Annotated in this window: 23 protein-coding genes; 13 read left to right on the plus strand and 10 right to left on the minus strand. The window is 73.4% G+C overall.

Features of this window, described 5'->3' with window-relative positions; all coding sequences use genetic code 11:
- Positions 1-3: 3 nt before the first annotated feature.
- The 4 genes from FHU36_RS01645 to FHU36_RS01660 are packed head-to-tail and all read left to right on the plus strand — an operon-like array spanning position 4 to position 3477.
- On the plus strand, positions 4-975 hold the full coding sequence (locus FHU36_RS01645) for a shikimate dehydrogenase (RefSeq protein WP_185082040.1): 972 nt from the start codon (positions 4-6) through the stop codon (positions 973-975).
- A gap of 1 nt (position 976) precedes the next feature.
- A complete protein-coding gene (locus tag FHU36_RS01650; protein ID WP_221495732.1) occupies positions 977-1564 on the plus strand; it encodes a glucose-6-phosphate isomerase in 588 nt (195 codons plus the stop codon).
- 1 nt (position 1565) lies between these two features.
- Positions 1566-2540, plus strand: a complete 975-nt coding sequence (locus FHU36_RS01655; protein WP_221495733.1) for a phosphoglycerate dehydrogenase — start codon at positions 1566-1568, stop codon at positions 2538-2540.
- A 16-nt stretch (positions 2541-2556) separates the two neighbouring features.
- Entirely contained in the window at positions 2557-3477 is a 921-nt protein-coding gene (locus FHU36_RS01660) for a MurR/RpiR family transcriptional regulator (protein ID WP_185082041.1), read from the plus strand.
- 64 nt (positions 3478-3541) lie between these two features.
- Here the strand turns inward: FHU36_RS01660 and FHU36_RS01665 are convergent, their stop codons facing one another.
- From FHU36_RS01665 to FHU36_RS01675, 3 genes are all read right to left on the minus strand, one after another.
- Positions 3542-5077: an MFS transporter gene (locus FHU36_RS01665; RefSeq protein ID WP_185082042.1), complete on the minus strand. Its 1536-nt coding sequence runs from the start codon at positions 5075-5077 to the stop codon at positions 3542-3544.
- 3 nt (positions 5078-5080) lie between these two features.
- A complete protein-coding gene (bla, locus tag FHU36_RS01670; RefSeq protein ID WP_185082043.1) occupies positions 5081-6061 on the minus strand; it encodes a class A beta-lactamase in 981 nt (326 codons plus the stop codon).
- A gap of 103 nt (positions 6062-6164) precedes the next feature.
- Positions 6165-6776 (minus strand): TetR/AcrR family transcriptional regulator, encoded by a 612-nt coding sequence (locus FHU36_RS01675; RefSeq protein ID WP_221495734.1) that lies wholly within the window; start codon positions 6774-6776, stop codon positions 6165-6167.
- 89 nt (positions 6777-6865) lie between these two features.
- Here FHU36_RS01675 and FHU36_RS01680 point away from each other — a divergent pair, with 89 nt between their 5' ends.
- Positions 6866-7804 (plus strand): oxidoreductase, encoded by a 939-nt coding sequence (locus FHU36_RS01680; protein ID WP_185082044.1) that lies wholly within the window; start codon positions 6866-6868, stop codon positions 7802-7804.
- Here FHU36_RS01680 and FHU36_RS01685 read toward each other — a convergent pair.
- Entirely contained in the window at positions 7770-8393 is a 624-nt protein-coding gene (locus FHU36_RS01685; RefSeq protein ID WP_185082045.1) for an ArsR/SmtB family transcription factor, read from the minus strand. The genes FHU36_RS01680 and FHU36_RS01685 overlap by 35 nt on opposite strands.
- Positions 8394-8468: 75 nt before the next feature.
- On the opposite strand from FHU36_RS01685, the gene FHU36_RS01690 reads away from it, so the two are divergent.
- Both FHU36_RS01690 and FHU36_RS01695 read left to right on the plus strand, forming a co-directional pair.
- On the plus strand, positions 8469-9740 hold the full coding sequence (locus FHU36_RS01690; RefSeq protein ID WP_185082046.1) for an MFS transporter: 1272 nt from the start codon (positions 8469-8471) through the stop codon (positions 9738-9740).
- A gap of 46 nt (positions 9741-9786) precedes the next feature.
- Complete coding sequence (locus FHU36_RS01695; protein ID WP_185082047.1) at positions 9787-10593, plus strand: serine/threonine-protein kinase; 807 nt, start codon at positions 9787-9789, stop codon at positions 10591-10593.
- 4 nt (positions 10594-10597) lie between these two features.
- On the opposite strand, the gene FHU36_RS01700 is transcribed toward FHU36_RS01695, so the two are convergent.
- Positions 10598-11362 carry a lysophospholipid acyltransferase family protein gene (locus FHU36_RS01700; RefSeq protein WP_185082048.1) on the minus strand — a complete coding sequence of 255 codons (765 nt, stop codon included), beginning with the start codon at positions 11360-11362 and terminating at the stop codon, positions 10598-10600.
- A gap of 127 nt (positions 11363-11489) precedes the next feature.
- Between FHU36_RS01700 and dhaK the strand changes: the two genes are divergently transcribed.
- Genes dhaK through dhaM form a run of 3 tightly spaced genes read left to right on the plus strand, consistent with a single transcriptional unit; the run spans position 11490 to position 13492 of the window.
- Positions 11490-12470, plus strand: coding sequence for a dihydroxyacetone kinase subunit DhaK (gene dhaK, locus FHU36_RS01705; protein ID WP_185082049.1), 981 nt, complete (start codon positions 11490-11492; stop codon positions 12468-12470).
- Positions 12470-13111, plus strand: coding sequence for a dihydroxyacetone kinase subunit DhaL (gene dhaL, locus FHU36_RS01710; protein WP_185082051.1), 642 nt, complete (start codon positions 12470-12472; stop codon positions 13109-13111). The genes dhaK and dhaL overlap by 1 nt, the downstream gene beginning before the upstream one ends.
- Entirely contained in the window at positions 13112-13492 is a 381-nt protein-coding gene (gene dhaM, locus FHU36_RS01715; RefSeq protein ID WP_185082052.1) for a dihydroxyacetone kinase phosphoryl donor subunit DhaM, read from the plus strand.
- 42 nt (positions 13493-13534) lie between these two features.
- Here the strand turns inward: dhaM and FHU36_RS01720 are convergent, their stop codons facing one another.
- From FHU36_RS01720 to FHU36_RS01740, 5 genes are all read right to left on the minus strand, one after another.
- Positions 13535-15274 carry a thiamine pyrophosphate-binding protein gene (locus FHU36_RS01720; RefSeq protein WP_221495735.1) on the minus strand — a complete coding sequence of 580 codons (1740 nt, stop codon included), beginning with the start codon at positions 15272-15274 and terminating at the stop codon, positions 13535-13537.
- A gap of 15 nt (positions 15275-15289) precedes the next feature.
- Positions 15290-16063: a cyclase family protein gene (locus FHU36_RS01725; RefSeq protein ID WP_185082053.1), complete on the minus strand. Its 774-nt coding sequence runs from the start codon at positions 16061-16063 to the stop codon at positions 15290-15292.
- Between the two features lie 69 nt (positions 16064-16132).
- Positions 16133-17026: an endo alpha-1,4 polygalactosaminidase gene (locus FHU36_RS01730; RefSeq protein ID WP_185082054.1), complete on the minus strand. Its 894-nt coding sequence runs from the start codon at positions 17024-17026 to the stop codon at positions 16133-16135.
- A gap of 55 nt (positions 17027-17081) precedes the next feature.
- A complete protein-coding gene (locus FHU36_RS01735) occupies positions 17082-17735 on the minus strand; it encodes an Rv1352/Rv1906c domain-containing protein (protein ID WP_185082055.1) in 654 nt (217 codons plus the stop codon).
- A gap of 88 nt (positions 17736-17823) precedes the next feature.
- Positions 17824-18252 (minus strand): CBS domain-containing protein, encoded by a 429-nt coding sequence (locus tag FHU36_RS01740; RefSeq protein ID WP_185082056.1) that lies wholly within the window; start codon positions 18250-18252, stop codon positions 17824-17826.
- A gap of 158 nt (positions 18253-18410) precedes the next feature.
- Here FHU36_RS01740 and FHU36_RS01745 point away from each other — a divergent pair, with 158 nt between their 5' ends.
- From FHU36_RS01745 to FHU36_RS01755, 3 genes are all read left to right on the plus strand, one after another.
- Positions 18411-19805, plus strand: a complete 1395-nt coding sequence (locus FHU36_RS01745; RefSeq protein WP_185082057.1) for an aminopeptidase P family protein — start codon at positions 18411-18413, stop codon at positions 19803-19805.
- A 68-nt stretch (positions 19806-19873) separates the two neighbouring features.
- Positions 19874-20050 carry a hypothetical protein gene (locus FHU36_RS01750; protein WP_185082058.1) on the plus strand — a complete coding sequence of 59 codons (177 nt, stop codon included), beginning with the start codon at positions 19874-19876 and terminating at the stop codon, positions 20048-20050.
- Between the two features lie 35 nt (positions 20051-20085).
- Positions 20086-20544 (plus strand): MarR family winged helix-turn-helix transcriptional regulator, encoded by a 459-nt coding sequence (locus FHU36_RS01755; RefSeq protein ID WP_185082059.1) that lies wholly within the window; start codon positions 20086-20088, stop codon positions 20542-20544.
- The last annotated feature ends 53 nt before the right edge of the window (positions 20545-20597 follow it).

A 20597-nucleotide genomic window follows, 5' to 3' on the forward strand; every position in this document is an offset into this window, starting at 1 on the left:
AGCATGCCCCGACTCGAACCGGCCGGCGGCCCCACCATGTACTTCGTCGGCGTCACCACCGGCTCGTCCTCGATCATGAAGGTCTTCCCGAAGTGGGCGGCCGAGCTGGGCCTGGACGCCGCCATCCGCGGCGTCGACCTGCCGCTCGACGACGCGGCGGACGGCTACCGGTCCGTCGTGTCCTTCATCAAGGACGACCCGCACTCGCTCGGCGCCCTCGTCACCACCCACAAGCTGAACCTCTACAAGGCGGCCAGGGACCTGTTCGACGGCGTCGGGGAGGACACCGCGCTGCTGGAGGAGGTCAGCAGCATCTCCAAGCGGGGCGCCGAGCTGTGGGGCCACGCCATGGACCCGGTGACCTCGGGCCTGTCGCTGGAGGCGATCGTGCCGGACGGCCACTGGGCGGGCGGCGGCGAGCTGCTCCTGCTGGGGGCCGGCGGTTCCTCGCTGGCGCTCACGCTCTACCTGCACCGGCGCCGGGCGCGCGGCCTCGACGTGCCGTCGAGGATCGTCGTCACCAACCGGCGGCCGCACCGCCTGGAGGAGATGCGCGCCGTGCACGCCCGGCTCGGCACCTCGCTGAACGTCGAGTACGTCCACGCGCCCCGGCCCGAGCTCAACGACGAGCAGGTCGCCGCCCTGGCGCCGGGGTCGATGGTGGTCAACGCGACCGGGCTCGGCAAGGACCGGCCCGGCTCCCCGCTGACCGGCGCGGCCGTCCTGCCCGAGGGCGGCCTGGTCTGGGACTTCAACTACCGCGGCGACCTGCTCTTCCTCGACCAGGCCAGGGCCCAGGTCGCGGCCCGGGGGCTGCGGGTCGAGGACGGCTGGACGTACTTCATCCACGGCTGGACCCGCGTCATCGCCGAGGTCTTCCACATCGACATCCCCACCAGCGGGCCCGCCTTCGACCGGCTCGCCCGCATCGCGCGGTCCACGACGGCGCGGTCCGCAACCCAGAAAGGTGCCTGACATGATGACCCCGACCACCACCGTTCCCGCGACCGTGACGGCCTTCGACCTCGTCAGCGGCCTGTCGGCCCAGCGGCCCACGTTGAGGCGCCGCCTGTCGGCGATGGCCGCCATGTACGCCGACGTCGAGGCGGCCAGGGCCCAGGTGGAGCGGGACGACGTGCTCGTCTACGAGTTCTACGACATGGGCGTGCCGGAGACCTCGGGCGATGTCGCGTACGGCACGAGCATCACCTACCCCGGCAAGGTGGGCGACGAGTACCACATGACCAAGGGGCACTTCCACAGCGTCCTCGACACGGGCGAGATCTACTTCTGCCTGCGCGGCACCGGCTACATGCTCATGGAGAACCCCGAGGGCGACTGGCAGGCGGCCGAGTTCGGGCCGGGCCAGGCGGTCTACGTGCCGCGCCGGTACGCCCACCGCAGCATCAACACCAGCGCGACCGAGCCGCTGGTCACCTTCTTCGCCTTCCCGGGGCACGCCGGCCACGACTACGGCACGATCGAGACCAGAGGGTTCCGCAAGCTGTGCGTCGAACGCGACGGCGAGCCGGTGTTCGTCGACAACCCCAAGTGGGCGGGCTGACGTGTCCGCGCCGGCCGTCGACGCTCCCGTGACCGCGCCGCGCCCCCGTCGCGGGCGCGTCGCGGTGACGCCCCGCTCCCTGTCTGCTGCGGGCCATCCCGCCCTGTCGCGGCTGCGCGAGGCCGGGTACGAGGTCGTGTACCCGGCCCCGGGCCGCACGCCCACGCCCGCCGAGTTGCTCGCGGTGCTGCCCGGCTGCGTGGGCTATCTCGCCGGGGTGGAGCCCGTCACCGGCGAGCTGCTGCGCGCCTGTCCTGGCCTGCGGGTCATCGCCCGCAACGGCGTGGGCGTGGACTCCATCGACCTGGACGCGGTCCGCGAGCTGGGCATCGAGCTGCGGGTGGCGGCCGGCGCCAACGCCCAGGGCGTCGCCGAGCTGACCATCGCGCTGACGCTGGCCGCCTTCCGGCAGATCCCCTGGTCGGACGCCCGGCTCAAGCAGGGCGAGTGGCGCCGCCGGCGCGGCGCCGAGGTGGCGGGCCGGACGCTGGGTGTCGTGGGTCTCGGGCAGATCGGGCGCCGGGTCGCCGGGCTGGCGATCGGCCTCGGCATGCGCGTCATCGGGTACGACGCCCAGCCCGGCCTCACCCTCCGCCTCGGCGACCGGTTCCGGTCCGGCTCCCTGGCGGAGGTCGCCGCGGGGGCCGACGCCATCACGCTGCACGTCCCGCCGTCACCCGAGCCGCTGGTGAACGACGCGCTGCTGCGGCTGACGCGGCCCGGCACGGTGCTGGTGAACACCGCCCGGGCCGAGCTGGTGGACGAGCAGGCGGTGGTGAAGGCGCTGCAGGAGGAGCGGCTGTCGGCGTACGCCACCGACGTCTTCCCCACGGAGCCTCCGGCCGACCTGCGCCTGGTCCGGCACGACCGGGTGATCGCCACCCCGCACGTCGGCGGGTTCACCGAGGAGAGCGTCGAGCGGGCCACCACGGCGGCGGTGGATAACATACTGAGAGTTCTTGCATGTGGTGACTGACGACGCGAGGGTGACGATGGCCGAGCCTGTGCAAGATCCGACCGCGCTCTTGCACCGGATCGCCGGCAAACTGCCCTACCTGCCGCGGGCGCTGCGGGCCATCGGCGAGCACATACTCAACGATCCCGGCGCCGTGCAGACCATGTCCATCACCCAGGTGGCGATGGCCTGCGACGTGGCCGAGTCGTCCGTCTCCCGTTTCGTCCGCGAGGTGGGCCTCGACAGCTACCAGAGCCTGCGCCTGGCGCTGGCCGAGGCCTCCTTCGTCACCCGCGCCCAGGACCGCAAGGGCGTGGCGGAGCCCGAGAGCGGGGTCTACGACGGCATCGCCCGCGACGACCCCATCGAGGCGATCGTCGGCAAGATCGAGCGCAGCAGCCAGCGGGCGATCCGGCAGACGGCCCAGCGGCAGAACGTCACGGCCGTCGAGTCGGCCGTGTCGCTGATCGAGGCGGCCAACACGATCGTCTTCTGCTGCATGGGGTCCTCCAGCATCGCGGCGGAGGAGGGCGTCATGCGCTTCACCCGGGCGGGCAAGAAGTGCATGCTGTTCCGCGACCAGAGCGTCCAGGTGATGCTCGCGTCCGTCCTGCGGGCCGACGACCTGCTCATCGGCATCAGCCACTCCGGGCAGTCGGCGCCGATCATCCAGTCGCTGCGGCTGGCCCGCGAGCACGGCGCCCGGACGATCGGGATCACCTCCGCCGAGGGAGCGCCGATCACCGACCACTGCGACGTCAGCCTCTACACCTCCAACGTGCCCACCGGCGGCGCCCACTACGGCGAGGCCGTGACCGCCAAGTGGGGGCAGCTCCTCGTGATCGACGTGCTCTACGCGGCCTACGCGGCACGCCATTTCGACGAGACGCTCACCCACCTGGAGGAGACCTACCAGGTGGCGATCCGCCAGTCGCGCGTGGACGCCCCGCCGTCCTGACCACGACGCCCCGGCGTCCCGCGGGTGCCGGCACGCACGTACCTTCGTCACGCCCGGCCCGCCGTCAGGTGCCGGGCCCGCGGGCGGTCCAGCCGGCCGACAGGGCGGCGAGCGAGGCGAGAGCGGCCAGTGCGGCGGTCGCGCCCGCCGGGCCGGCGTCGAACAGGCGGCCCACCGCCAGCCCGCCGGCGAACGCCACCATGCCCGACACGAAGTTGATCACGCCGAAGTAGGCGCCGGACCGGCCGGGCGGCGCGTGCCGGACGGTCCGCTGGAAGATCGACGGCTCCAGCAGGCCCACCGCCAGCCCGCCGCACACCGCCGCGGCCGCCAGCCCGCCCACGTCCGCGCCGGCCGAGCCGGTGGACGGGATCAGCAGCGCGTACCCGGCCGCGGAGCAGAGCAGCCCGGCGGGGATGGCCCAGCGGCGCTCGGCCCGGCGCCGGGCCGCGACCAGGGGCTGGACGGCGGCGGCCACCAGGGCGGCCGCGCACAGGTAGAGGGTGGTGTGCTCCTCGCCGATCCCCCTGAGCGGGACGACCGTCACGGGCTGCGTGACGAGCAGCGTGCTGGGCGCCGTCACCAGCGAGAACCGGACGAACGCCCGGTCCCGCAGCACCGCCGCCACTCCCCCGGCCACCCCGCCCGCCGCCTGCGCGGCCCGGGACCGCAGCCGGACGGCGCCCCTCCTGGTGACGGCCCTCCTGATGGCACCCCTCCCCGAGACGGGCGTCCCCGAGACGGGCGTTCCCGAGACGGGCGTTCCCGAGACGGGCGTTCCCGAGACGGGCGTTCCCGAGACGGGCGTTCCCGAGACGGGCGTTCCCGAGACGGGCGTTCCCGAGACGGGCGTTCCCGAGACGGGCGTTCCGGTCGCGGGCACCTGGAGGCGGTGCAGGAGCGCGAACAGGACCGCGGCGGCGATCCACGCGACCGCCGCGACGCCCGCCAGGACCCCGAAGCCGCCCTCCGGCCCGGCCGCCCCCGGCAGCCCGCCGCCCAGCCCGATCAGCTCGCCCGAGCCGACCGGTTCGTCCGACCCGGCCGGGGCGGACGGGCTGAGGAGGCCGCCGAGGGCTCCCGCCGTCAGCAGCAGTCCGATCGGCGGGCCCGCCACGGCCGCGAGCTGCCCGGTCACCGTGTACGCCGCGAACGCCCGGGAGCGGGTCACCGGCGCGACCCCGGCCAGCAGTGACCGGTTCGCCGGATGGAACAGCGCCCCGCCCGCCCCGAGCAGCACGGCCGAGACCAGCAGCCCCGCCACCCCCTCGGCGGCCCCCAGCAGCGCGAACCCCGCCGCCCGCAGCACGCACGCCAGCAGCCCGGCCGGAGCCGGCCCGATCAGGTCGGTGAGGGCCCCGACCGGCAGGTACAGCCCGTACTGCACCACGAGCCGCACCCCGAGCACCAGCCCGATGGTCCCCGCGAGCAGTCCCAGGTCGAAGCGCAGGTGCGCCACCACGTGCGCCATCGCCGCGTGGAACCCGAGCGCCGCGGTGAGCTGGACCCCCACCAGCACCGCGACCACCCGCCGGTCGGCGGCGGCCTCCCGCTCGCGGGCCGCGGGCCTACCGGCGTGGGAGCGGCGGGTGCGCACCACGGGTCAGGAGGTCCTGCCCAGCCCGCGCACCAGCAGGGACGTGGCCTTGGCGATGGTGCCGTTGTCGACCTCGGCGTCCGCGGTGTCACGCCGGACGTAGACGGCGATGATCACCGGTGCGCCGGACGGCGGCCAGGCGATCGCGATGTCGCTGGCGGTGCCGTACACGCCGCCGGTCCCCGTCTTGTCGCCGACGACCCAGTCCTTCGGCAGGCCCGCGCTGATGCGCTCGCCACCGGTGGTGTTGTCCTTCAGCCAGCCGATCAGCCGGCGCCGGTCCTCGGGGACGAGGGCCTTGCCCACGGTCAGCCTCTGCAGGTCGCGGGCCATGAACGCGGGCATGATGGTGTCGCGCTTCTCACCCGGCTTCCAGTCGTTGAGCTGGGGCTCGTAGCGGTCCAGCCGGCCGACCGGGTCACCGAGCGAGCGGTAGTAGCGGGTCATCCCGGGCGGGCCGCCGATCTGCTTGAGCAGCACGTTGGCGGCCGTGTTGTCGCTGGTGGTGATGGTCGCGTGGCAGAGCCGCTCAGGGGTCAGCCCGTTCGCGATGTTCTCCTTGAGGCCGGTGACCGGGGAGTGCGTCACGACGTCGGACTCCTTCCACTTCAGGGTCCGCTCCATCAGGCCGGGGTCGGTGGTGCGGGCCTTGTGCAGCACGGCGCCGCACAGGATCGCCTTGAAGCTGGAGTTGCTGGGGAAGCGCTCGTGGGCGCGGTTGCCGACGGTCTTGCCGGTGCCCGTGTCGATCGCGTACGCGCCGACGCGGCCCTGGTAGGCGGCCTCCAGCTTCCGGAACTCCGCGCGGAGGTCGAACTTCGCGGCGGGCGCGGCCGTCGCGGCGGCGGCGTGACGGGCCACACCGGCCACACCGGCTGTGGCCGGCGTGGCGGTCCAGGCGGCTCCGGCGATCGTGGTGGAGATCGCCAGTGCGGAGACTCCCAGCTTCCTGCTGATGCTCCGGGTCCTACGGGGGTGGTGCTGCATTCCGGACTCCCTGTTCGCACTCATGGTGGGCAACGGGAGACGAGAAGATCAGAGAGCTCCGCGTGGTGTCCAATATTGATATCGGGCTCCGAATGATACCGGCTCACGTATGTATGCAGGTCAGGGCGCCCGCCCGGGCGGCGGCGAGGGCGACACGGACCGCCTGGTCGGCCGTCGCCGCGTCCACGGGCTCGGCCGTCATGAGCAGCCGGAAGTAGATCGGCGCGGCGAGCGTCCTGAGCAGCTCGCCGGGGTCGGTGCCGGCGGGCAGCTCGCCCCGCTCGACCGCACGGGTCACGACCGGGCGGGCCCGCCGGAGCCGGTCGCCGAAGACCTGCTGGCGCGCCTCGGCGATCTCCGGGAGCCCGGCCCCGCCGGAGAACATCGCCGCGAGCAGCGCCGGCCCGCTCCCGCCCGTCACCATGGCCACCAGGGAGCGGGCCAGCGCCCGCAGGTCGCCCTCGACGGAGCCGGTGTCGGGGACGGGGACGTCGGCCGCGGCCTGCCCCGCCAGGGCGTCCACGACGAGGCTCTCGCGGTCCTTCCAGCGCCGGTAGACCGTCGTCTTGTGCACCCCGGCACGTGCGGCGACGGCCTCGACGGTCAGCGCGGCGTATCCGTTGTCCACCAGCTCGGCGAGCGTGGCGGCGTGGACCGCGGCGCGCACCTTCGCGCCACGGCCCACCGGCCGGTCGGGAGGGGAGGCGGACTCCATTGCAACTCCAAGTTGCGATATCGGCGGATCGGATGCCACGATCGTATCGCAACTCAAAGTTGCGATAGGACCTCTCGAAAGGCACCGCCATGCGTTCCTGGACCTTCGATGCCATCCCCGACCAGTCGGGCCGGCTGGCGGTCGTGACCGGCGCCAACAGCGGCATCGGCTACGTGACCGCCCGCGAGCTGGCCCGCCGCGGCGCCCACGTGGTGCTGGCCTGCCGCAGCGCCGAACGCGGCCGGGCGGCGCTGGCCCGCCTCCGCGCCGAGGCGCCCGGCGCCCGGGCCGAGCTGCGCCCGCTGGACCTCGCCGCCCTGGCGTCGATCAGGGACTTCGCCGCCGGGTGGGACCACGACCGGCTCGACCTGCTGGTGAACAACGCCGGTGTCGCGATGGTGCCCTTCGCGCGGACCGCCGACGGGTTCGAGTCACACTTCGGCGTCAACCACCTGGGCACGTTCGCGCTGACCGGCCTGCTGCTGCCCGCCCTGGCGGCGGCGCCGGCGGCAAGGGTGGTGACCGTCAGCAGCGAGGGACAGCGGTTCGCCCGGTTCGACGTGGACCGGCTCGGCGCCGAACGGCGCTACAGCGCGCCGTTCGCGTACGTGGCCTCCAAGCGGGCCAACCTGTACTTCGCCGCGGAGCTGCACCGCCGGGCCGCGGCAGCGGGGCTGGCGCTGCGCAGCCTGGCCGTGGCACCCGGGCTCACCCGCACCAACGTGCTCACCGGCGGCGCCAACGCGGCCCGCGGGCGGCTCTACCGGTCGGCCACGGCACTGCTGGTGCGCCTCGCCTTCCGGCCGGTCGCCGAAGGCGCCAGGACGTCCCTGTACGCCGCGACGGCGGACGAGGCGCCGGGCGGCGGCTACGTGGCCCCCGACGGGTTCCTGGAGCTACGGGGCGAGCCCACGACCCGGCACCGGCCCCGCGCCCTGTCCGACGTCGCCACCGCCCGGCGGCTGTGGGAGCTGTCGGAGGAGCTGACCGGCGTCAGCCATCCGCTGCCGGCCGCTCACCGCCGGTGAGGCCCACCGGGAGGACGTCGAAGTGGACGACCACGTGCCCCAGCGAAGGATCCGGCTCGCCGCGCGACTCCCCGTCCCGCTGGTCGGCCATGGCCCGGTAGCGCTCCAGCACCTCGAAGACCTCGTCGCGCATCCGCGCCGTCTCCCCCGCCGTGAGCCGCAGCGAGCGGCGGCCCAGCCCGCTGGCCCGCACCCACTCCTCGGGCGTCGCCGCCTCCTCCTCCCGCCACCGCGCCAGCTCCGCGCCGCGCCGCCGGACGAGGTCGTCGAGGAGGGCTTCGAGGGCGTTCGCCGTCTCCTCGTCGCCGGGCGGGGCCTCGCCGTAGGAGAAGCCGCCCGGCGTGATCCGCCAGTACTTCTCCTTGCCCCTGCCCAGCTCCGGCGCCTCCTCGATCATCCCGTGCCTGGCCAGCTCCCTCAGGTGGTAGCTGGTCGCCCCGGTGTTCTGGCCGAGCAGGCCCGCCAGCCGGGTGGCCGTGGAGGGGCCGTGCTCGTCGAGCAGCTCGTACAGGCTCAGGCGCAGGGGATGGGCGAACGACTTCAGCGCGTTCGGGTCGAGAGTGCGCGCGGAAAAGGGCTTGCTCGACATAGCTGTGCACACCTATCTTTGCAAAGGAATCTATGCACATCTTTCCTTACATATCCTAGCGAGAGGGCGGCGCACATGGCAGGTCTCGGGCGGTCGTTCACGCATCTGTGGGCCTCGGCGGCGCTGTCCAACCTCGCCGACGGCGTGCTGAAGGTCGGCGCGCCGCTGCTGGCCGTGTCGATCACGCGCTCCCCCACCGAGGTCGCCCTGGTCGGGGCGGCGGCCACGCTGCCGTGGCTGGTGTTCGCCCTGCCTGCGGGGGCGGTCGCCGACCGGGTGGACCGCCGGCGCGTCATGGCGCTGGCGAACGCGGGCCGCGCCGGAGGGCTCGTGGCGGCCGGCGCCCTGGCCGCGTCCGGTGTGCTGAACCTGTGGCTCATGCTGCTGGCCGTACTGGTGGCCGGCGTGGCGGAGGTGTTCGCCGACACGGCCGCGCAGGCGGTCCTGCCGATGACGGTGCCGGCGGAGCGCCTGGCGGCCGCCAACGGCCGCGTGGTGGGCGCGCAGACGGTCGGCAACGACTTCGTCGGCGCCCCGCTGGCGGGCGTCCTGGTCACGCTCCTGCCCGCCGCCGTCCTCGGCGGCCCCGCCCTGCTGTACGGCGCCGCCGCGCTGCTCCTGCTGGGCATGCGCGGCCGGTTCCGGCCCGCCCGCCCCCCGCGGGCGGACGGGCAGGGAGCGGCGTCCATGCGACGGGAGATCGCCGAGGCGCTGCGCTATCTGTGGGGGCACCGGTTCCTGCGCACGCTGGCCCTGTCCGCCGGGGCGATCAACGCCGCGAGCGCCGCCTACTTCGGCGTGCTCGTGCTGTGGCTGGTCGGCGAGGGGTCACGGGTCGGCCTGGAGCCCAGCGGCTACGGGCTGATGATGACGGCGCTGGCCGTCGGCGCGCTCGCCGGGTCGCTGGTCTCGGAGCGGATCACCAGGCTGCTCGGCGAGGGCCGGACCCTGGTGCTCATGTGGATGGTCTCCGCCCTGCTGCACCTCGTGCCCGTGCTGCTGCCCGTCGCCTGGCTGCTCTATCCCACCGCCGTGGTGTGGGGCCTGGCCGGCGCCAGCGCGAACGTGCTCGTCATCTCCGCCCGCCAGCGGCTCATTCCCGCCGAGCTGCTGGGCCGGGTCAACTCCGCCTACCGGTTGATCGGGATGGGCGGGATGCCGGTGGGCGCGGCGCTCGGCGGGGTGCTCGGCGAGTTGGCCGGGCTGCCCGCCGTCTTCCTGAGCGCCACGGCCGTCAGCGTCGCCGCCGTCTGCCTCGTGTGGCGTGTCGCACCTAGGCGAATTTCGGTGCCTTTGACCAGCGATCATACAGTTGACCCCACATCTGGATCACTTTCGGCACCCTAGATCTGTGGTGAGATGACATGATTACCCCGGGCGACGAGGGGATGGCATGCGGGAGATCGGCGGACGGTACCTCCTGAACGAGGAGGCCGGTCGTGGGGGGATGGGAGTCGTCTGGCGCGCGTTCGACCAGCTTCTCCACCGTGAGGTTGCGCTCAAGGAGCTGACGCTCACCGGCGAGGCCGAGATGGTGCGCCGCCGGGTGCTCCGCGAGGCGCGGATGGCCGCCCGGCTCACCCATCCCAACATCATCACGGTCCACGACCTCATCGAGGAGGGCGGCAAGCTCTGGATCGTGATGGAGTACCTCGACGGGCTCTCGCTGCACCAGTTACTGTCGCAGGTGGGCACGCTGCCCGCGCAGTCGGTGGCCGCGATCGGCCAGCACCTGCTGGCGGCGCTGCGCACCGCCCACCAGGCCGGGGTGCTGCACCGTGACGTGAAGCCGGCCAACGTCATGCTCACCGGCGACCGCGTCGTGCTCACCGACTTCGGCATCGCCACCGCCGAGGGCGACATCCGGATGACCACCTCACGCCGGCTGCGCGGCACGCCCGCGTTCATGGCCCCCGAGCGCCTCTACGGCGGCCCGGCCAGCAAGGAAGCCGACCTGTGGTCGTTCGGCGCCACCCTCTACAGCGCCGTCGAGGGCCAGCCGCCCTACCCCGGCCAGGACGCGGCGACCGTGCTCGCCATGGCGCGCAGCGGCGGCTACCCGACGCCGCGCCGCGCCGGGGTGATGCGCCCCCTCATCGAGGGCCTGCTGCACCCTGACCCGGTGCGCCGCTTCACCCTGGAGCAGACCGCGGGGCTGCTGGCGGGCATGCGCGCCAGCAGCTACCAGGCGGCGATCTAGCTCCCTACAGCTCGTCCGCCCCGGCCCGCTTCTTCGCGCGGGCCTCGGCCTCGGCGGCGTCCATCGCGGCGGCCTCCTCCGGGGTGGGCGCCGTGCCGCCCAGGTGGGCCGGCTGCCACCAGACGCCGGGCGGGATCTCCGGGTAGGTCCGCTGCGCCCGGTCCACCAGCCCCGACAGCCGCTCGTGCAGGTCGGTCGTGTGCTTGGTGACGTCCTCGCCGCGCTTGGGATGCATCGGCTCGCCCACGATGATCGTGATGGGCACGTGCCGCTGCGTCAGCGCCTTCGGCCGGCCCTTGGTCCACAGCCGCTGGCTGCCCCACAGCGCCACCGGGATGATCGGCGTGTTGGTGGCCTGCGCCATGCGGATGGCGCCGTTCTTGATCTCCTTGACCGTGAACGACCGGCTGATCGTGGCCTCGGCGAAGACGCCCACCACCTCGCCGGACTTCAGCTTGCGCAGCGCCGTCGCGTACGAGCCGGCCCCGGCGCCCCGGTCGACCGGGATGTGCTTCATGCCGCGCATCAGCGGCCCCGAGATGCGGTGGTCGAACACGTCCTGCTTGGCCATGAAGCGCACCAGACGCCCGGCGGGCAGCGCGGCGAACCCCGCGAAGATGAAGTCGAGGTAGCTGATGTGGTTGCTCACCAGCACCGCTCCACCGGTCCGCGGCACGTGCTCGGTCCCTTCGAGGTGGAAGCGGTAGTCGAGCACGCGAAAGAGGGTCCGCGCGGCGGCGATCACCGGCGGGTACACGATCTCAGCCATGTGCTGAAGGTAGCCTAGGTCGCCCCGTGCTGGGCAGCCCGGCCGTTCCGCCGACCTCGCCCTCCCCGGTCCCCCGCCTGGCGAGGTGACGCTTGCGGACGGGCGAAAAGGGGCAGATGTTGTGACCATGAAGAAGCTCATCAACACGGCGCAGTCCGTGGTCGACGAGGCCCTGAGCGGCATGGCGGCGGCCCACCCGTCACTGCGGGTGCACGAGCGGGTCGTCTACCGCGCCTCGGGACCGCGCGCGGGCAAGGTCGGGCTGGTCTCCGGCGGCGGGTCCGGGCACGAGCCGCTGCACGCCGGGTTCGTCGGGTACGGCATGCTGGACGCCGCCTGCCCCGGAGAGGTCTTCACCTCGCCCGTGCCCGACCAGATCATCGAGGCCACCCGGGCGGTCGACGGCGGGGCGGGCGTCCTGCACATCGTCAAGAACTACACCGGCGACGTGCTCAACTTCGAGATGGCCGCCGAGCTGTGCGACGACGTCGAGGTGGCGAGCGTACTCGTGGACGACGACGTGGCCGTGGAGGACTCCCTCTACACCGCCGGCCGGCGCGGCACCGGCGCGACCCTGTTCGTGGAGAAGATCGCCGGCGCGCTGGCCGAGCAGGGGGCCCCGCTGGCCGAGGTGGCGCGGGTGGCGGCCGAGGTGGACGAGCGCAGCCGCTCGTTCGGCATCGCGCTGACCTCGTGCACGACGCCGGCGGCCGGCAAGCCGACGTTCGACCTGCCGGAGGGCGAGGTGGAGCTGGGCATCGGCATCCACGGCGAGCCGGGACGCAGGAGGGCGGCGATGGCCTCGGCACACGAGCTGGCCACCGTCGCCATGGAGGCGATCCACGGCGACCTGCCGCTCGCGGGCGACCTGCTCGTGATGGTCAACGGCATGGGCGGCACCCCGCTGATGGAGCTGTACGTGACGTTCGCCGAGGTCGAGGCGTTCGTCCGGGGCAAGGGGGCGCGGGTGACCCGGTCGCTGGTGGGCAACTACGTGACGAGCCTCGACATGCAGGGGTTCTCCGTCACGGTGTGCCGGCTGGACGACGAGCTGACCCGCCTGTGGGACGCACCGGTCGACACGCCCGGCCTGCGGTGGGGGCGCTGATGGACATCGGCTTCTTCGTCACCTGGTTCAAGGACGCGGCCGAGCAGATCAGGCTGCGCCGCGACCACCTGACGGAGCTGGACGCCGCCATAGGCGACGCCGACCACGGGGTCAACCTCGACCGCGGCTTCACCGAGGTGTGCAAGGCGCTGGAGGACTGGCCGCCCACGGCGCCCGCACAGGCGCTGCTGACGGCGGGCACGACGCTGATCCGCCGCGTGGGCGGCGCCTCGGGCCCCCTGTACGGCTCGGCGTTCCGAGCGATGGGCAAGGCGCTGCAGGACCCGGTGACGCTGCCCGGGTTCGCCGCGGCGTTCGAGGCGGGCGTCGTCGCGGTCCAACGGCTCGGCAAGGCCGCGCCGGGCGACAAGACCATGATCGACGCGCTGGCTCCGGCGTCGCGGGCGCTGACGGCCGCCACACAGGAGGGGCTGACGCCGTACGAGGCGTTCCACCGGGCGGCCGTCGCGGCCGAGGAGGGGTCGCGGGCGACGATCCCGATGCGCGCCCGCAAGGGCCGCGCCAGCTATCTCGGCGAGCGCAGCGTCGGCCACGAGGACCCGGGGGCGGCGTCGTCGGCGCTCATCCTCGGGGCGCTGGCCGGGGTGGCGGTCAAGGAGGCGACCAAGGAGGTGGACTGAGTGGTCGGGATCGTCCTGGTGTCCCACAGCGCGGGACTGGCGGCGGAGACCGTCGCGCTCGCCCGGAGCATCGCCGGTGCGGACGTGCCCCTCGCGGCGGCCGGCGGCACCGCGGACGGCGGGGTCGGCACCAGCCTCGACCTCGTCGAGCGGGCGATCCGCGCCGCCGACCAAGGGGACGGCGTGCTGCTCATAGCCGACCTCGGCAGCTCGGTGCTGACGGCCCGGCTGGTGACGGAGCCGGGCCGGATCGTCCTGGCCGACGTGCCGTTCGTGGAGGGCACGATCGCCGCCGCGGTGACGGCGGGCGCGGGCGCGCCGCTGGAGCAGGTGCTCGCGGCCGCCGACGAGGCCCGCGGCTTCCGCAAGCTCGCCGACTGACCGCACCCGCCCCCGCCTTCGCGGACTCTGCGGCCGACCCCCTCAGTGGCCCTTGAACGCCTCCTCCAGCCACCACGACGGGTGGTCGCGGGTGACCTTGGCGTGCACGAGCAGCGGCCGGTCACGCGGCCCGTTGAGCCAGGCGGCGACTCCGGCCAGCTCCGACGGGTGCGTGACGGTCACCGCGTCGAACCCGTGCCCCCGGGCGACGGCAGCCAGGTCGGCGGGCGGGAACCGCACCAGGTCCAGCGAGTGCCCGTGCGGGCCGAAGTGATGCACCTCCGCGCCGTAGGCCTCGTCGTCGTAGACCACGACCACCATCGGCAGGCCCAGCCGGACGACGGTCTCCAGCTCGGCGGCACTCATCAGCGCCCCGCCGTCGCCCAGCGCGGCCACCGGCAGCCGGTCGGGACGGGCCAGGGCCGCGCCGATCGCGGTGGCGAGACCCAGACCGATCGACTGGAACGCCTGGGTGAAGCAGAAGCCCTGCTCGTCCGGCACGTCCAGGAACATCGACGGATAGCCCATGAAGTTGCCCGAGTCGACGGCCACGATCCGCTCGACGGGCAGGAGGTCGTCCAGGGCGATGGTGAGCGTCCTGGGGTCGATCCGGCCGCCGCCGCTCTCGTCGGCGTAGGGCACGTCACGCCACCGGCCCTCGGCGCGGATCCGCCGGGCCAGCTCGGGCGCCCGCCGATCCCGCCGGGCCACGGCCCCGCCGGCCGGCCGGAGGGCCGCGGTGACCGCGCGGGCCGTGGCCGCGGTGTCGCCCACGACGCCGAGCGCCACCTGCCGGTGCGCGCCGATGGCCCGCTCGTCCACGTCCACCTGGACGACCGCGGCCCGCTCGCCGATCAGGGTGCCGTGGCGGGTGGTCCACATGTTCAGCGCGCAGCCCCAGCCGACGACCAGGTCGGCGTCGCGGATCAGCTCGGCGGCCAGCGGCGTGGCGAACCCGCCGCTGACGTCCAGGTCCCACGGGCTGCCGCGGAACAGGCCGCGCGCGACGGCCGAGGTGGCGAGCAGCGCCCCGGTGCGGGCGGCCAGCTCCTCCAGCTCGTGCCGCGCGTGCCGGGCACCGCGCCCTGCGACGAACACCGGCCTGCGCGCGCCGGCCAGCAGCCGCACCAGCCGCGCCACGTCCGCCTCTCCGGGCACGACCGCCTCCCCGGGCGCACCCGCGCCCTCGCCCGAAGCGGCCTCGGCCTCTCCCTGCGGGGTCCCGGCCGCTTCCCGGGCGGCCCGGTCGGCGGGGCAGGCGGCGTCGGCGGGGGCCGGTTGCGGCTCGACCGTGGCGGCCTGGACGTCGAGGGGCAGGTTGAGCAGCACCGTGCGCCGCTCCCGCCGGGCGGTGCGCAACGCGGCGACGGTCTCCTCGACCGCGTCGGCGGCCGAGGAGATCCGCATCGGCACCGCCCCGACCGCGCGGGCCAGGGCGTCCTGGTCGATGTGGAAGTTGGACCGGACGTCGGTGGCCTCACCGGCGAGCACCACCAGGGGCGTGCGGCTCTTGGCCGCCTCGGCGACGCCCGTCATGGCGTTGGTGAGGCCGGGCCCCTGGTGCACCGACAGGACGGCCACCGTGCCGCTGACCCGGGCGTACGCGTCGGCCATCGTCGCCGCGCCGCCTTCGTGCCGCGCCGCGACGAAGCGCGCGCCGTGCGCCACGAGGGCGTTGGTCACGTGGAAGTTGCCGCTGCCCACCACCCCGAACACGCCCCGCACGCCCAGCACGGCCAGCGTCCGCCCGACGGCCTCGGCCACGTTCACCGGGTCACCCATCACGATGCCCCGCGCTCACCGCTCGACCAGGGCGAGCACGCGGACCGGGCTGCCGGAGCCGCCCACGATGGGCAGCGGCGGGGCGACGACCACCGCGCCGGTCACCGGCAGGCGGTCGAGGTTGCGCAGTTGCGTCAGACCGTACTTGCCCGCCCCCAGCAGGAACGAGTGACACGGGAAGGCCGGGTCGAAGGAGTGGGCGGCGCCCGCGTCCGTGCCGACCGTCTCGACGCCGAGCCCGAGGACGGGCGTCTCCTCGGCCAGCCAGCGCGCGCACTCGACGGAGACACCCGGCGTGTGCGGGCCGGTCTCGTCGGCGTTGAGGAACGCCTCCTGCTCGCCCGACCTGGTGTCCCAGCCGGTGCGGTAGAGCAGCCAGCCGCCGTCCGGCAACGGCCCGTGGACCCGCTCCCACGCCTTGACGTGGTCGACCTGGAGGAGGAAGTCGGGGTCCTTGCCCGCCTCGGCCGCGAAGTCGAGCACGACGGCCGGGGCGAGCAGGCTGGCGGGCGGCACCTGCGAGACGTCCTGCCCGTCGCGGGCCGTCACCCAGTGGACGGGAGCGTCGAAGTGCGTGCCGGTGTGCTCGCCGGTGTGAATGTCGTTCCAGTACCAGGCCGGGCCGCGGTCGTCGTAACGGCTGATCTCCTCCAGCCGGAACGGGATCGTGTTGCCGAACGGCTCCGGCAGCCGAAGGATCGGGGTCTGCGACGACAGGGGCGCTGTCAGGTCGATCACCTCGATCGCGCCGTCACGCACACCCTGGACGAGGCTCCGCAGCACCGACATGTCATCCTCCTCGATGGCCTTGGACGCATCCTCCTACGGAGGGCTCACCGCCGCCAAACACCCGGGCGCTCACTTGCCCCGGCACGGCACCCGCTTGGCGTCGAGGTCCCAGTTCTTCAGCAGCGAGTTGAAGTTCTGGGCGTTCGAGCGGGCGCAGAACTCGCCGACGGGCAGCTCGTACTCCACCTGGAACACCGCCTTGCCCGCCTTGACGAACTGGTCGTAGCCGTAACGCCCGTTCTGCGCGGTGGTGCACTCGTCGTTGGCCCAGCACTCCTCGTTCAGCGCGAAGTCGTAGTACGGCAGGAGCTGCGGGATCTGCGTGACATCGTTCTTCAGCGCGATCGACATGCCCCGCTCGTGCGCCTCGTTGGCCAGCCAGGCGTTGTAGGCGAGTTGGTCGGCCCCGGTCAGCGGGAAGCCCGTGTCGTTGACGTAGCCGTCGATGAGGTCCGGCTCGACCGCGTCGAACCCGGCCTTCTTGCACATGTCCAGCCGGGCTTCCATGATCTTGCCGAGCGGGCCCTTGTACTGCCTGATGTCGAGCCAGCGTTCGCCGGGCCAGCCGTCCAGCTTCTTGCCGAGCACGGCGGCGGGGAAGCTCCGGGCGTCCGGCCGCCAGTTCTCGTAGGAGCCGGCGCTGATGTAGCAGACCACGCCCCGGCCGGGCTTGGCGGCCTTGAGCGCCTTGACGACGACGCCGTCCCGCGCCTCGAAGCCGTCGATGTCGTACATCTGCACGTCGAGGAACGGCTTGGTCGGCGGGGAGTCGAGCTGCCACTGCCAGCTGGTGTTGAGGGCGGGCCGCCAGCAGCCCTCGCAGGGCACCGGAGCGGGCAGCGCCGCGGCCTGGGTGGCCGCGGCGCTCGCGACCCTCTCGTCGCGCGCGGCGTGGGCCGGCGCGGGCAGGAGGACGGCGAGCAGGGCGACGGCCGCGACGGCCGCCGAGAAGATCTTGTGCATGACGGGCAACACTCCCGCGTCCCCGGCCCGCTTTCAAGCGATTCGGGAAGATCCGTCACATCCTGATCCACTCGGCGCAGCCACCCGTCTGGAACGCCTTGTCGGTCGCGACGATGGTGACGGTGGCGGCGCTCTTGGGCATGTCGGCCGCGATGATGTCGGCGGCCTGCGGGACGGTGCTCCTGAGCCGGGCCCAGTAGCACATCGGCTGCCCGGCGGCGGGCCCGGTGGTGCGGTAGGTGCCCGGCTGGATGTCGACGCCGACCACGAGCGTGCGGTTGACGGCGGGCGCGCCGACGCGGCCCGTGCCGCCTGTCGCAGTGCCGCCTGTCGTTGGGCCGCCTGTCGCTGCGGGCGGGGTGGCTCCGGGAGCGGTGGCCGCGGGCGGTGTCACCGCTCCGGGAGCGGTGGCGGACGGGCCGGCGGTGCCCGGCGGGGTGGCGGCCGGATCTCCCCCGCCGGGCCGGGTCGCGGCGGGGTCGCCGGTGGCGAGCGGGTCGCCGCCCGGCCCCGAGGACTCCGGATCGACCGGCTCCTCCATGGTCACCGTGACGCGGGGGGCCGGGGGCGCGGCGACCGTCTCACCCGAGCCCAGGCCGATCACGTACCCCAGCAGGAACCCCACCGCGCACGTCAGCCCCGACACGAGCAGGATGACGCTCGCGCTGCCGGTCGCCCGGGGACGCTCGGGCGGAGGTCCGTAGATCACGCGACCAGCGTCCCACCCCTGTCAACCACGCGCCGGCGCGCCCTGTCACCCGCCCTGTCAACGCTGCGGGCGGCCGTCACCCGCCCCGTCAGCGGTGCAGGTAGTCGACCAGCGACGCCTTCTCCGTCTCCAGCTCCTCGATGGCGCTCTTGACCACGTCGCCGATGCTGACGATGCCGACGAGCCGGCCGTCCTCGACCACGGGCATGTGCCGCACCCGGTGGGTGGTCATCATCTTGCGCAGCTCGTCGACGCGGTCGTTGAGGCTGACGGTGCGCACCTCGGCCGTCATGATCGCCGACACGGGCCCGTCGAGCACCCCCGCGCCGTGATCGTGCAGGTGGCGCACGATGTCACGCTCGGACACGATGCCGGTGATCGTGGCCCCGTCGGAGGAGACCACCACGGCTCCGATGTTGTGCTCGGCCAGCCTGGCCAGGAGCTCGCGCACCGTCGCCTCGGGCGACACGGTCGTCACGTCGCTGCCCTTGGCATGCAGGATCGTCCCGATGAGCATGTGCACCACCTCGGCTCTGAGTTACCCGGGGCGCGGACCGGCTAAGCGCCGCTCCCGGGTGCTATACAGGCAAGCAACCGGCGGGCGGGGCGTCAACCCCTGGGGCGTAGGCTGCTCTCCGTATCCCCACGCCAGCCGAACCACCCAGGACGCGCCAGATGACCGAGCGGCTCAACACCGGAAGCCACGACCTGCCCATCACCGACGAGCTGGCCGCGTTCATGCGGACCGGCTGGGCCGACACGCGGCGCGCCGAGGTGTCGCCGCTGCCGATCGCGCCGTGGGCGGCCAAGCGCCGCGCCGCGCTGGCGGCGCGCTTCCCGGGCGAGCGGCTGGTCGTCCCGTCGGGCACGCTCAAGGTGCGCAGCAACGACTGGGACTACCCGTTCCGCCCGCACAGCGCCTTCTCCTACCTGACGGGCGCGGGCGAGCCGGGCGAGGTGCTGGTCGTCGAGCCGTCCGGCGAGGCCACGCTGTACGTCCGGCCGCGCTCGCCGCGCGAGGAGGGCCAGGAGTTCTACCGCGACCGGCGCTACGGCGAGTTCTGGGTGGGCCGCAGGCCCGACCTGGCCGAGGCGGCGGAGCTGTACCAGGTGGAGTGCGCGCACCTGCGCGACCTCGACCTGAAGGGTCCCGCCCGGGTGCTGCGCGGTGTCGACGCCCAGGTGGACGCCATGGTGGAGCCGGGCGGCGGCGACGTGGAGCTGGAGTGCTTCCTGTCGGAGACGCGCCTCGTCAAGGACGAGTGGGAGGTCGGCGAGCTGCAGTCGGCGGTCGACTCGACGGCGCGCGGCTTCGAGGACGTCGTGCGCGCCATCCCGGCGGCGCTCGGCCACCCGCGCGGCGAGCGCTACCTGGAGGGCGTCTTCGGGCTGCGCTCGCGGCTGGAGGGCAACACGGTGGGCTACGACAGCATCGTCGCCTCCGGCTCCCACGCCTGCGTGCTGCACTGGATCCGCAACGACGGGGCCCTGCGCCCCGGCGACATGGTGCTGCTCGACGCGGGCGTGGAGACCGACACGCTCTACACCGCCGACGTCACGCGCACGCTGCCGCTGTCCGGCCGGTTCGGCTCCGTGCAACGGCAGGTGTACGAGCTGGTGTACGAGGCGCAGACGGCCGCCATCGCGACCCTGCGGCCGGGCGCGCGCTTCCGTGACTTCCACCGGGCGGCGATGCGGGTGATCTGCGAGGGCCTGCACGAGTGGGGCCTGCTGAAGGACTCTCCCGACGCGCTGATGGAGTCGGGCCTCCACCGCCGCTACACGCTGTGCAGCAGCGGCCACATGCTGGGCCTCGACGTGCACGACTGCGCCCGCTCGCGGGCCGAGGTCTACCTGGACGGGGTGCTGGAGGAGGGCCAGGTGCTGACCGTCGAGCCGGGGCTGTACCTGCAGCCGGACGACCTGACGCTGCCTGAGGAGTTCCGCGGCCTGGGCGTGCGCATCGAGGACGACCTGGTGATCACGGCGGACGGGGCGCGGCTGATGTCCGGCGCGCTGCCCCGCCACCCGGACGAGGTGGAGTCCTGGATGGCCGGCCTGCTGCGCTGACCGTCGTGGTGGCGGTCGTCACGCCACCTCAGCGGTGGGGGGACGGGTCCCCCGGATAGACTGAAAACATGTTCTATCGCAAGCCTCTGGAAGAGCGGATCGCCGACCGCGTGGCCGCGCGCAGGCCGCTGGAGGAGGGTAAGACCTTCGAGCACGGCCCCGCGAAGTTCGTGTTCATCTCGCTCATCGTCGCCGTCGTCCTCATGCACGTCGTGGGGGTGGCGATCGTCATGGCGTTCGCCTGACGCCTGCCGACGTCCCGTGCGCTAGATTGGAGATCATGAGCGCGCCTCGCTGGCTGTCCCCCGCTGAGCAGCGTGCCTGGCGAACCCACCTGGCGCTGCACAAGCTCCTCATGCACCGGCTCGACCGCGAGCTGCAGGAGCATTCGCTTTCCGTAAACGACTACGAGATCCTCGTCAACCTCTCGGAGAGCCCCGACCGGCGGATGCGCATGAGCGACCTGGCCGACGCGACGATCCAGTCACGCAGCCGCCTGTCCCACCAGATCTCCCGGATGGAGGCCAAGGGCCTGGTCATCCGGGAGGACTGCCGCGACGACCGGCGCGGCACGTTCGCGGTGCTCACCGACGAGGGGTGGGACACCATCCAGAAGGTGGCGCCCGACCACGTGACCAGCGTCCGCGAGCACTTCATCGACCAGCTCACCGACGACCAGCTCCACACGATCGAGGCCGCCTACCAGCCGATCGTCGACCATCTGAAGAAGCTGCGCTGACACCCAACCGATATCGGCGACGGCTCACGATCGTCCCCCGCTCTGGCTACGAT

It is taken from the genome of Nonomuraea muscovyensis (assembly GCF_014207745.1).
In the GTDB taxonomy this organism is placed as follows: domain Bacteria; phylum Actinomycetota; class Actinomycetes; order Streptosporangiales; family Streptosporangiaceae; genus Nonomuraea; species Nonomuraea muscovyensis.